Raw genomic sequence first — 12,676 nt, 5'->3', positions numbered from 1 at the left:
GCGGCATTTTTGCCGCGTGCTGTGTATAATGGGCAGAGTTATTTACTTTTCTACAATCTGTTTTCCATAACAGGTTGAATATCAAAAGATTAAGGTGATTTAAACATGGGATTCAAATGCGGTATCGTCGGTTTGCCAAACGTAGGCAAATCCACCCTGTTCAACGCGCTCACCAAAGCGGGTATTGAAGCGGCTAACTTCCCGTTCTGTACTATCGAGCCGAACACTGGCGTTGTACCGATGCCCGATCCGCGTCTGGACCAGTTGGCTGAGATCGTCAAGCCACAGCGTATTCTCCCGACCACTATGGAATTTGTCGATATTGCAGGTCTGGTAAAAGGCGCGTCCAAAGGTGAAGGTCTGGGCAACCAGTTCCTGACCAACATCCGCGAAACCGAAGCAATCGGCCACGTGGTGCGCTGCTTTGAAAACGACAACATCATCCACGTTAATAACAAAGTGGATCCGGCTGACGATATCGACGTCATCAACACCGAGCTGGCGCTGTCTGATCTGGATACCTGCGAGCGCGCAATTCACCGCGTACAAAAGAGAGCCAAAGGCGGCGACAAAGACGCCAAAGCTGAGCTGGCCGCGCTGGAAAAATGTCTGCCGCAGCTGGAAAACGCCGGTATGTTGCGTTCACTGACCAACCTGACTGACGAAGACAAAGCCGCCATCAAATACCTGAGCTTCCTGACTCTGAAGCCGACCATGTATATCGCCAACGTCAACGAAGACGGTTTTGAGAACAACCCGTACCTCGATAAAGTACGTGAGATCGCTGCAGCCGAAGGTTCCGTTGTGGTTGCCGTGTGCGCTGCTGTTGAATCCGATATCGCCGAACTCGACGATGCCGATCGTGAAGAATTTATGGCTGAGCTGGGAATTGAAGAACCAGGTCTGAACCGCGTGATCCGCGCCGGTTACGAACTGCTGAACCTGCAGACCTACTTCACCGCAGGCGTAAAAGAAGTCCGTGCATGGACCATTCCTGTCGGCGCTACCGCACCGCAGGCTGCGGGTAAAATTCACACCGACTTCGAGAAAGGTTTTATCCGCGCACAGACCATCGCGTTTGAAGACTTCATCACCTACAAGGGTGAGCAAGGCGCGAAAGAAGCAGGTAAGATGCGCGCAGAAGGTAAAGATTACATCGTTAAAGATGGCGACGTAATGAACTTCCTGTTTAACGTCTAAATAAAATTTGTTGTCTCATGAGGTTGTATTGAATCTCATGAAAATCACAAAATCCTATAAAATCCACGCAATTGCGTGGATTTTTTTCATCCTTCCATCTTGCTTCCAACTCCCCTCGCCTACGCTCAAGGCTCCAACAGACTTACCTTTATAAAACAGTGGATAACAGTATGGTGTAGCGACTGATTTCGCTGAGTGAGGGGCTGTAGCGCTCTGTAAGCAGTGCTGTAGCAAATTTAATAGTAGATTTTTTTTGTCTGGATTATCACAATCGTTTCTTTTGTATTATATATTATTACTACGATTCATTTATTAAGTGTAATAACAAAAGAACCAGAGTAAAATTTTGAAATAACTTACCCACAACATTAACCATTAAAAAATTAAAGTAACAGCACGCAAAATTGTGATGTTTTTCTTTCTCATAGACGAGAATTTACATGTCATGATATAATATAGCGGAAAACACAAAGGTTATTAACCTGTTAGTAATGTAAATAAATTTTCGAGGAGACTATTCCAGTGGGACGTAAATGGGCCAATATTGTTGCTAAAAAAACGGCTAAAGACGGTGCAACGTCTAATATATATGCAAAATTCGGTGTGGAAATCTATGCGGCGGCTAAACAAGGTGAACCAGACCCAGAATCAAACTCATCTTTAAAATTCGTTATTGAACGTGCGAAACAAGCACAAGTTCCAAAGCACGTTATTGATAAAGCAATTGATAAAGCCAAAGGTGGCGGAGATGAAACGTTCGTGCAAGGGCGGTATGAAGGCTTTGGACCAAGTGGTTCTATGGTTATCGCTGAAACGTTGACTTCAAATGTTAACCGCACGATTGCTAATATCCGCACAATTTTTAATAAGAAAGGCGGGAATATCGGAGCGGCAGGTTCTGTCAGCTATATGTTTGACAACACTGGAGTGATTGTATTTAAAGGATCAGACTCTGATCATATTTTTGAAATATTGATTGATGCTGAAGTTGATGTTCGTGATGTTACCGAAGAAGAAGGGAACATCGTTATTTATACTGAAGCCACTGACCTTCACAAAGGAATTGCAGCGCTTAAAGCAGCCGGAATTACTGAATTCTCAACAACAGAATTAGAAATGATTGCTCAGTCAGAAGTTGAACTTTCACCAGAAGATTTAGAAATCTTTGAAGGACTTGTTAATGCCCTTGAAGATGACGATGATGTTCAAAAAGTATATCATAACGTTGCAAATCTCTAATTATAAATTATAAAAATCTGTCGTTATGGCAGATTTTTAACTTATTGAAATATTATAAAAAGCATATCTAGCCAGATATAGTGATTATAAGAAATGGATAAATATTACTTTCTACACTCAGTAATCACCTTTCTGGCTATGCATATCTGAGAAACGGTTGTCAGATCGTTAGCCCAAAGCGAAAGCAGGCACCGCATTTCGGTGTTTCAATCAGCGTAATTTCGCTGCCGTGTAGCTGTAGCATCTGGCGCACAATCATCAGCCCCAGCCCACCTACCCTTATACCTGCCGGGTTAGCAATCGAAGGACGAATGAATAATCCCTCCATCAATTCTTGCGGGATCCCAGGACCGGTGTCGCTAATTTGCACCATCACTTTATCCGCTTCTCGCCACAGGCGCACAGCAACAACGCCTTTGTCGGGAGTATGACGAATAGCATTATCCAGCAGATTGGTAAGAACACGTTCGATCATTCCCAGATCTGCGTCAATAAGTGGCAGGCCAGGTTGAATATCTACCAGCAAGTCCAGCTGTTTGGTTTGCGCGGAAAGTTCGAATTTCTGAAAAACATCCTGCAGCAGTTCACTTATCGAGAATGTCTCTTTCTGGGGTTTGACCACGCCATATTCCAGGCGAGCAAGCTCAAACAGCGACTGGGCAAGTGTGCCAACTTTTTGGCTCTGTGCGAGGGCGATATTAAGATAACGCTGTTTATCTGCTTCACTCAGGCTGGCTGACATCACGGACAGGCTTTCAAGGTAGCCGTGTAATGAAGTCAACGGTGTGCGCAAATCATGGGAAATGTTGGCGATAAATTCACGTCGTAACTGCTCTTGTTGTGAAAGTCGGTGCCATTGCTCTGAGATGCGTTGAGCCATGGAGATCACCCCCTGGCGAAGCTGGCTAATTTCATCGTTACTGGTATTAATTTGCCGGGGCTGTGCCGCCATTGTCTGCATTTCTTCTATCCCCCCGGTTTCCAGGGCATGAACCTGAGAAGAGAGTTCGCGCAGGGGGCGGGTTATCCAGCGCAAGGCGAGAGCACCGACCACCAGCCCCAATAAAGCAACAAGACTGATGGAAAGTAAGACTATCTTCAGCAATGCTTCAAATTGCGCGTTGCTGTTTAAGGCATTGTAATTTTCCCCAAGCAGAATCACGTATAAGTAGCCTTTTATCTGCCCATCCTGGCGCATTGGTGAGACACTAAACACTTTCTTCGCATCAACGCTACGGGGATCGTCGCCGTAAATAGGGTAATGAGGATTGTTCAGGGCTGACTGTATCGGCTGTAAATCGACCCGATGACGCTTAATGCGCCCTTGTGGTGCGGCATCACCAATGATATTGCCATATTTATCCAGTAAATAGACTTCTACACTGGGGTTCACGGCCATTAGATGATTGAACAAGTTACGCATTGAATCTTTATTCAGACCATCATGTTCAAGCAGCGGGTAACGTTGGTTGATATGCCCGGCAAGGCCCGCAGAAAGTTGCTGAATAACAGCCTTACTGTATTCGGTACTGGTTCGCACCTGCAACCAGCCTAACAGAGCACACGAGGTAATAAACAGGAGTGCAAAAACCAACGTTAAACGCTGTGAAAGAGTATAAGTTCGCATGATTACTCGCGTGGCTGTGCAGTGAATTTATAGCCTTTTCCCCAGACGGTACGGATAAAATTAGGTTCCGCTGGATTCTCCTCAATCTTGAGGCGTAGGCGATTAATATGCGTATTGACCGTATGCTCGTAGCCTTCGTGTTCGTATCCCCAGACCTGTTTTAGCAGATCCAAACGCGAAAAGACGGTATCCGGATGCTGGGCAAAAAAGTAGAGTAAATCAAACTCTCTGGGCGTCAACTCAACCGACTGATGATTAAGTTGAACATCCCGGGCCAGCGGATCAATAGAGAGATTATCGAAAATCAGCACTCCAGCATCCAGGCGTAAGTTTTTACTCATTGCTTCCTGACGGCGAAAGAGCGCCTTTACACGGGCGACCAGTTCAAGCATTGAAAACGGTTTAGCGAGGTAATCGTCAGCGCCCAGTTCAAGCCCGAGAATACGCTGGGTTTCACCTGAGCGGGCACTGATAATAATGATTGGCGTATAACGCGTCATGGTTCTGGCATGGCGACAGATTTCGAGTCCGTCAACGCCAGGAAGCATTAGATCCAGGATCAGGGCATCCCAATCGCCCTGGTTAAGCAACGCCATACCGATATTGCCATTTATCGCATGAGTTACCGTAAACCCCTCCCCACGTAGATGTAACTGCAACAGTTCAGCGATGTTTTCATCGTCTTCTACGATAAGTAGTTTCTTATCCTGATTCACTTCATTGGCCCTCACGATCCAGATACTGAAATTCTACACAACAAGCAGGCAGAAAGTTGTCACATTTTAGTTAACTTTGCGGGAATCGGGGAATAGCAGCGTCTACGCGTTGCATGTCTAAGGGTAAATAAAAAGAAACCAGATACTCACCTGATGGTATTATTTTTTGTCGACACCATCACCTTTTTCCTAAGTAAAATTCATTAGACCAACTGGCATAAGACTAATACTTATCCTAGGGTTAAATCATGACTCGTTGTATCACATTATTGTTTTTTCAAAGCAAAAAGTGTGGTTATTTGAAAAAGGTAAAGAATATGGCTCCAGTTATAGTCACCCGCTTAATTCTTTGTTGCAGCACCTTTTCCATAATGCCAGTGGCAGATGCTGCAACCGCAAACGGCACATTTCAGGTGCTGATGACAATTCAAAAAGCCTGTACCGTCACCGCAGGATCAGGGTCAAATATTTCACTGGGCTCGGTTAATGCTACAGCGACAAATACATCGGCAAGTAACACAATTTCGATTAACTGCTCCAGGACTACACCTTATTTTATTGGCCTGGCACCCTCGGTTGCTAACGGCGGGAATACCACGGGCAGGGGCGCTATGTCCTCGGTGGCAAACGCGGCAACGAACACAGATAAAGTGCCGTACCAGCTGAATCAAACGTCAGCAACAGGTCCGGTCTGGGGAAATACAGCCACCGCAGAAAGCATGGGAAATGGGGTTGCGTCGACCGGAACCGGGCTCGGGCAAAGTTTCACCGTATATGCCACCGCACCGAGTGCCAACTTCGCGCCTGATGACTATGCCGACATCGTAACGGTTAACGTTAACTACTAACCTCAGGACGACCAATGACACTGAAACTGCCTGTGCAGTGTGCCTTCGCATGCCTGTCAGTAATAGCGATGAACATCAACATCGCGACGGCAGGCGGGCTGCAGATAGCCCCCGTAACCTTAACATTGCAGGCGACGCAAAACGCCGACGGTATCTGGTTAAGCAACGCAGGTGAAAGCGTACTGAATGCCCAGGTACGCGTTTTTCACTGGCGTCAGGGCGCTGACGGCGACAGGCTGTCGCCGTCTCAGGGGCTGGTCATCAGCCCGCCAATGCTGGCATTAGCCCCGGGTGAACGGCAACTTATCCGCGTGATTCGAACTGCGCCGCCATCAGCATCTACCGAAGAAGCCTATCGCTTATCCATTGATGAATTACCGCCAGCGAAATTACAAAAAAATAAACTGCAATTTGTGATGCATTATTCCGTGCCCGTTTTTATTCAACCAACAACGCAGGCTGAGATGGCGGCCAAATTACGCTGGAAGATACAGCAGCGTGACGGCAAAAATTTTCTTGAAGTCAGTAATCAGGGAAATGCCCATGCCCAGTTGTCAGCCGCCACGTTTATACAGCGTAATGGCGTGAAAAAAGTGATGAGTCCAGGGCTGTTAGGCTACGTTCTTCCCGGTTCAACGATGCGGTGGATAATATCCCCGTCTGCCAGTGATACCCATTACGGCGGTAAAGTTGAAGTCACGGTCAATGGCCAAAAAACAGTACACGATCTCTGACTGGCCCTGGCTTGTGGTGACATGTGGCTTGCTTAGCGGGGCATTACTATCGGGAATGACTTACGCGCAGATAAACAACACGACAGAAAATGGCGTTATTCGTGACGACTCCCCCCTGCCCGGCGTCGATTTATATCTCGACGTGACGGTAAACGGCAATTCCGTCGGGTTGGTTCATTTTGGCTATGAAAACGAAAAGCTGTACGGCGGTGCCAATACCCTACGCACGCTGGGGTTTCGTCTGCCAGAGGGAGCCACTAAGCCCGTCGCGCTGAACGATATCTCCCAACTCCATGTTGACTACAACAAACAGCTGCAAACGCTGGCACTTACTGTGCCACTGAGTGAACTCGACCTTGCCCCCGCCCAGATAAACCCACCAGCAGAAGCCGCCCCGATGGTCTCATCAACACGCGGGGCGTTGCTTAATTATGATATTTACGCAGAGCAGGGCGATAAAAGCAGCGTGAACACGTTTAGCGAGCTGCGAGCCTTTAATGGTTCAGGGGTGTTAAGTACCACTCAGCTTACTCAGTATTCCACCGAAACCGATGCAGATAACACCTTCAACCGGCTGGATACCAGCTGGCGCTCATCGTTCCCGGAAAAGATGCTGGCGCTGACCGTGGGCGATACGCTGACCAGTTCGCTCGCCGGATCTCGCCCAACCCGTATCGGAGGCATTCAGATAGGGACCGATTTTGGTTTGCAGCCGTATATGCCAACCACCCCGCTTCCCGCGTATCTCGGCTCCGCGACGTTGCCATCCAACGTAGAGCTGTATGTTGACGGGGTCAGGTACTACAACGGCGAAGTCCCGGCGGGCAGTTTTCAGATTAACACCATGCCCAATATCAGCGGCGCGGGAACCGGCCAGGTGATGATGACGGATGCGCTGGGCAGAACGACGGTGCAAAATTTCTCTTTTTACAACGATCAGCAGTTGCTGCGCGCAGGCCTGACCTCCTGGTCAGCCGAGCTTGGCGTGGTGCGAGAGAACTACGGCTACTCCTCGTTTGATTATGCCAGCGCCCCGGTGTTCAGCGGTACCTGGCGTCGGGGGTTCAGCAATAGCGTCACCGCCGGTGCGCACGCCGAGACCAGCGATGGGCTGATTAACGCCGGTGTCAGCAACGACTGGATCCCCGGTAGCCGCAGTGGAACGCTCTCCACGGCATTTGCCGCCAGTGCGGATTCCGGAAAGAACGGTTTTTTATACAGTGTGGGATATCGCTGGTCCGGAGAAAAATTTAATTTCAGCACCAGTACCACCGCCACCTCCGGCGATTATCGTGATGTAGCGACCCATTATGGTGAACCACCGCCAACGCTGAGCAGCAATACGGTGATTGGCTATTCTCTGGCGTCTGCCGGGAATATCAGCCTGAGCTACCTGCAGTTTCGCTATCCGCACGAACGCGCAGTGCGCTATGCCAACGCCAGCTGGTACAAGTCCCTTTCCGACAACGTGTCCCTTAACGCAGGTTTCAATCAGAACGTTGATGATGGCCGCGATCGCAGCGTCTACCTGATGCTGACCGTCACCACCAGCAGTAACCTGAGCGTCAGCAGCACCATGCAGCGCACCCATGATGAAATGGGCTATCAGCTTAATGCCAGCCAGACACCGCCCGCGGACGGCGGTTGGGGCTGGAACGTGGCCGCCAGCCAGCAAGCATCGCAGCAAAGCGGTCAGGGAGAAGTGGGATATTTAGGCCGTTATGGAAAAGCCTACACCGGCTTCAGTCGGCTGCCGGATAACCACTATAGCTATGCTGGCGCGACCGGTTCCGTGGTGATGATGGGCGGCGGCCTGTTTGCCGCACGTGAAATCAACAATGGCTTTGCCGTGGTGTCAACAGATGGTATTCCGGACGTTCCAGTCAAGCTACAGAACAACGTGATCGGCACCAGCGATGACAATGGCCTGCTGCTGGTCACCTCCCTGAACAGCTATCAAAATAACCAAATCAGCATTGACCCGATGGATCTGCCCGCCAATATGCGCATCGCCCGCGTCGAGGCGAATGCCACGCCTGCAGACCGTTCCGGCACGCTGGTCAGTTTTGGCATCACTCCCGTACGCGCCGCGCAGGTGATCCTCGTTGATGAACAGGGTCAGGCTATTCCTGAAGGGAGCGTGGCCATCGCCACCACCGGCGCGGGTCAGTCATCTCTCGTCGGGTTTGACGGTATGACCTGGTTCGACACGCTGGAACAGCACAATGCCCTGCGTGTAAATACAGAAACCGGTACCTGTAGCGTGACGTTTGACTATCCTGCTTCAGCGCGAGGCATCGTGCAGATTGGCCCACTGGTATGCCGATAACAGGAGTATTTTTATGCGGCTAAGATATCTGGTCCTGATTGTCGGATTTCTCGGATGCCCGGGAGTCAGTTATGCGGTCACCTGTTCGGTGAGCAATGTGCAGCCGGTTAATTTTGGCACGGTGAATCCGCTGTCGACCTCTGGCGCAACGTCATCGATGACCTTTAGCTACAGCTGCGCCAAAGAGCTTGGCGACGTGCTGGCGGGGATCAATCTCTGTTTTAATATCGGTATCTCCGGCGTCAGCGGACAGGTCGGCACCAGGACAATGTCATTAAGCGGCACGCCTGCCAGAACGCTGGCCTATCAACTGTACCAGGACGCCGGGTACAGCAAAATCTGGGGAAGCCAGTATCAGTCGGGCACCACCTTCCCGATGGTGCAACTTAACTTACTCAACCTGACGCCGGTGACCGGTACGCTGACGGTGTCTGCGAAGCTTGTCGCCCCGCAAACCGCCGCGGTACCGGGAAACTATCAGGATAGCTATACGGCAGCGACGGCGCTGGTCACAATCAATCCTGGCCTGCTTTTCCCCCCCACTAACTGCGGTGATACCGTTGTGGCCCGACTGCCCTTCACCGTCACAGCCAATGTCACAAAACAGTGCGCGATCAGCTACGCCAACAACATTAGCTTTACTCCCTCTAAGGCCACCGATCGCAATGTCACGGCAAAAAGCGCGCTCGGCGTCGCCTGTACCAATAACACCCCGTATACCATTGGATTACAGCCATCGAACGGCAATACGGCAGGGTATGGTGTGTTGAAAGGAACCGGAACCAATCAGGATAAAGTGCCATATCAGCTGAGTTCGACACCGGGTCCCAGCGGCACGGTATGGGGGAGCACCTCGCCCAACACCGTGGCTGGCAACGGTACGGGTTTAACCACCGATTATCCGGTTTACGCCACCGTCCCCAGCGCCAATTTCACCCCTGACGACTATGCCGATACCGTGACTATCTCCGTGACTTACTGACCTCATCATAAATGCAATAAGTAAAATACAAATTATTATCATATTTTTTACTTTTTGAGGTGCGTCATAAATCTGACAAATAGCAGACCTTCGATATTATTCATTTTATTCGGTTTGTTATTACGAATATCGCCATATTTTCAGTTTGAAAATGGGTAATTATTCATTTCCAACCGAAGAGTGAATGCTATCCGTGTGACAAAGCGTGCCTTGAAGACAGGCTGTTTTTTGAAAAAAATGTTAAATTTAAGTTTATATAGTGAGATCCACTGTATACCACGGCGAAATTAAGAACATATTACTTTTTATAACTAAGGTTTATCATGGATAAGTTATCTTACGCTTCAGATAGCAACACATCTGCCTGGAATACCTACCTGCAACAAATCGAGCGTGTGGCCCCTTACCTGGGCGAACTTTCCCACTGGGTGGATACCCTGCGTCACCCAAAACGCGCGCTGATTGTCGATATCCCGGTACAAATGGATGACGGTACTATCCGCCATTTCGAAGGATACCGCGTGCAGCACAACCTCTCCCGAGGTCCTGGTAAAGGTGGTGTGCGTTATCATCCTGATGTTGATCTTAATGAAGTGATGGCCCTTTCTGCGTGGATGACCATCAAATGCGCCGCGCTTAACCTGCCGTACGGCGGCGCGAAAGGCGGCGTTCGCGTCGATCCGTTCTCGCTGTCTGAAGGCGAACTGGAGCGTTTGACCCGCCGCTATACCAGCGAAATCGGCATTATAATCGGACCGCAGAAAGATATTCCTGCACCAGATGTCGGCACTAACGGCAAAGTGATGGCGTGGATGATGGACACCTATTCCATGAACCACGGCACCACCGTAACCAGCGTAGTCACCGGTAAACCTATTCATCTGGGTGGCTCTCTGGGCCGTGATAAAGCCACCGGTCGCGGCGTTTTCGTCAGCGGTCTGGAAGTGGCGCGCCGTGCCAACATTGCCATTGAAGGCGCACGCGTGGCGGTACAGGGTTTTGGTAACGTGGGTAGTGAAGCAGCCCGCCTGTTCGCCAGCGCTGGCGCACGCGTGGTGGCTATTCAGGATCATACCGCAACTCTGTTTAACACCACTGGGATCGACATGAACGCCCTCACCGCCTGGCAGCTGGAGCACAAACAGATTGCCGGTTTCCCGGGCGCTGAAACCATCGCCAGCGAAGCATTCTGGAGCCTGGAGATGGATATTCTGATCCCGGCGGCGCTTGAAGGCCAGATTACCTGCCATCGCGCAGAAACGCTGACCTGTAAGCTGGTGCTTGAAGGCGCAAACGGCCCGACCTACCCGGACGCTGATGACGTTCTGGCAAGCCGTGGTATCGTCGTCGTGCCTGACGTGGTGTGTAACGCCGGCGGCGTTACCGTCAGCTACTTCGAATGGGTGCAGGACATGGCAAGCTTCTTCTGGAGCGAAGAAGAGATCAACGCGCGCATGGATAAAATCATGACCGACGCGATGATCCACGTGTGGGAAAAAGCCGCCGAGAAATCTTGTTCTCTGCGTACTGCGGCCTACATTGTAGCCTGTGAGCGTATTCTGCTGGCGCGTAAAGACCGCGGTATCTATCCTGGCTAATACCGGAACCCCTCTTGCGTACAAAACCACCTGCACTGCAGGTGGTTTTTACATCGCACTCCACCACGCTCAGGCGTTCTGCGTCAAACCTGCCGCATCTCTCATTTCCGCTGATTAATGCGCCATGACGTTTCAAACTGGAACGTTATGCCTCGAAGAAGTTTCGTATTGAAACGCTCATCACCGCAATTTTCTTTTGACGGCCCGTGTGCAAAATTACCTTATCGGCAGCGAGCGGTCGCCGTGGCGTTGTACATCACCGATACCCTACATCAGATGTCTGCCGTTTTTTGCAGCCATCTCAGGACTGTCTACGGAGCATAAAAATGAAAAAATTGATCAACCGTGTTGAAGACGTACTGAATGAACAACTCGCCGGACTGGCAAAAGCTTACCCTTCCCTCGCGCTGCATCAGGACCCGGTGTACGTCACCCGTGCTGACGCGCCGGTGATGGGCAAAGTGGCGCTGCTTTCCGGCGGCGGCAGCGGGCATGAGCCGATGCACTGCGGCTATATTGGTCAGGGCATGCTCGCGGGCGCCTGTCCAGGTGAGATTTTCACCTCGCCAACCCCGGACAAAATGTTTGAATGCGCCATGCAGATTGACGGTGGCGAAGGCGTGCTGCTAATCATCAAAAATTACACTGGCGATATTCTGAACTTCGAAACCGCCACCGAGTTATTGCACGAAAGCGGCGTCAAGGTCACGACCATGGTCGTCGATGACGACGTGGCGGTAAAAGACAGCCTGTATACCGCCGGACGTCGTGGCGTGGCCAATACCGTGCTGATTGAAAAACTGGTCGGCGCGGCCGCCGAACGCGGGGATTCGTTGGACGCGTGCGCCGCGCTGGGTCGCTCGCTGAATAACCTCGGCCACTCTATTGGTATCGCCATCGGAGCCTGTACCGTCCCGGCCGCCGGGCAGCCCTCGTTCACGCTGCAGGATAACGAAATGGAGTTTGGTGTCGGCATTCACGGGGAACCGGGGATCGACCGCCGCGCCTTCTCATCTCTCAACCAGACCGTGGATGAAATGTTCGACACTTTGCTGGAAAACGGTAACTACAGCCGTACGCTGCGCCACTGGGATAATGTCCAGGGCGCCTGGCTGGAAGGTAAAGAAACCAAGCAGGCACTGCAACAAGGCGACCGCGTCATCGCACTGGTCAATAACCTCGGCGCAACGCCGCTGTCCGAACTCTACGGCGTCTATAACCGTCTTGAGAGCCGCTGTCAGGATATGGGCATTACCATCGAACGCAATCTGATCGGCTCTTACTGTACCTCTCTGGATATGACCGGTTTCTCCATCACCCTGTTAAAGGTCGATGACGAAACGCTGAACCTATGGGATGCACCGGTGCACACCCCTGCTCTCAACTGGGGTAAATAAGGAGAT

At 50.7% G+C, this 12,676-nt stretch carries 10 protein-coding genes; 8 read left to right on the top strand and 2 right to left on the bottom strand.

Annotated features, from left to right (window positions below):
* The first annotated feature begins 105 nt into the window (after positions 1–105).
* Together ychF and JQ822_RS05215 are read left to right on the top strand one after the other, a co-directional pair.
* On the top strand, positions 106–1,200 hold the full coding sequence (gene ychF / locus JQ822_RS05220) for a redox-regulated ATPase YchF (protein WP_181617137.1): 1,095 nt from the start codon (positions 106–108) through the stop codon (positions 1,198–1,200).
* A gap of 522 nt (positions 1,201–1,722) precedes the next feature.
* Positions 1,723–2,439, top strand: a complete 717-nt coding sequence (locus tag JQ822_RS05215) for a YebC/PmpR family DNA-binding transcriptional regulator (protein ID WP_213132555.1) — start codon at positions 1,723–1,725, stop codon at positions 2,437–2,439.
* A 160-nt stretch (positions 2,440–2,599) separates the two neighbouring features.
* On the opposite strand, the gene JQ822_RS05210 is transcribed toward JQ822_RS05215, so the two are convergent.
* Both JQ822_RS05210 and JQ822_RS05205 read right to left on the bottom strand, forming a co-directional pair.
* On the bottom strand, positions 2,600–4,066 hold the full coding sequence (locus JQ822_RS05210) for a sensor histidine kinase (RefSeq protein ID WP_213132554.1): 1,467 nt from the start codon (positions 4,064–4,066) through the stop codon (positions 2,600–2,602).
* A gap of 2 nt (positions 4,067–4,068) precedes the next feature.
* Positions 4,069–4,782, bottom strand: a complete 714-nt coding sequence (locus tag JQ822_RS05205; RefSeq protein ID WP_213132553.1) for a response regulator transcription factor — start codon at positions 4,780–4,782, stop codon at positions 4,069–4,071.
* 317 nt (positions 4,783–5,099) lie between these two features.
* Here JQ822_RS05205 and JQ822_RS05200 point away from each other — a divergent pair, with 317 nt between their 5' ends.
* The 6 genes from JQ822_RS05200 (at position 5,100) to dhaK (ending at position 12,670) form a co-directional block, all read left to right on the top strand.
* Positions 5,100–5,630: a Csu type fimbrial protein gene (locus JQ822_RS05200; protein ID WP_213132973.1), complete on the top strand. Its 531-nt coding sequence runs from the start codon at positions 5,100–5,102 to the stop codon at positions 5,628–5,630.
* A 14-nt stretch (positions 5,631–5,644) separates the two neighbouring features.
* The gene (locus JQ822_RS05195; RefSeq protein WP_213132552.1) at positions 5,645–6,364 is read left to right on the top strand and encodes a fimbrial biogenesis chaperone; all 720 of its coding nucleotides are present in this window, start codon (positions 5,645–5,647) and stop codon (positions 6,362–6,364) included.
* A 55-nt stretch (positions 6,365–6,419) separates the two neighbouring features.
* Positions 6,420–8,693, top strand: a complete 2,274-nt coding sequence (locus JQ822_RS05190; RefSeq protein WP_213132972.1) for a fimbria/pilus outer membrane usher protein — start codon at positions 6,420–6,422, stop codon at positions 8,691–8,693.
* Positions 8,694–8,706: 13 nt separating this feature from the next.
* Entirely contained in the window at positions 8,707–9,675 is a 969-nt protein-coding gene (locus tag JQ822_RS05185) for a Csu type fimbrial protein (RefSeq protein WP_213132551.1), read from the top strand.
* 323 nt (positions 9,676–9,998) lie between these two features.
* Positions 9,999–11,273 carry a Glu/Leu/Phe/Val family dehydrogenase gene (locus tag JQ822_RS05180; protein ID WP_213132550.1) on the top strand — a complete coding sequence of 425 codons (1,275 nt, stop codon included), beginning with the start codon at positions 9,999–10,001 and terminating at the stop codon, positions 11,271–11,273.
* A gap of 326 nt (positions 11,274–11,599) precedes the next feature.
* The gene (gene dhaK / locus JQ822_RS05175) at positions 11,600–12,670 is read left to right on the top strand and encodes a dihydroxyacetone kinase subunit DhaK (protein WP_213132549.1); all 1,071 of its coding nucleotides are present in this window, start codon (positions 11,600–11,602) and stop codon (positions 12,668–12,670) included.
* The last annotated feature ends 6 nt before the right edge of the window (positions 12,671–12,676 follow it).

Source organism: Citrobacter sp. FP75, assembly GCF_018342065.1.
GTDB lineage: Bacteria > Pseudomonadota > Gammaproteobacteria > Enterobacterales > Enterobacteriaceae > Citrobacter.
This window is presented reverse-complemented; position numbering and strand designations above follow the sequence as displayed.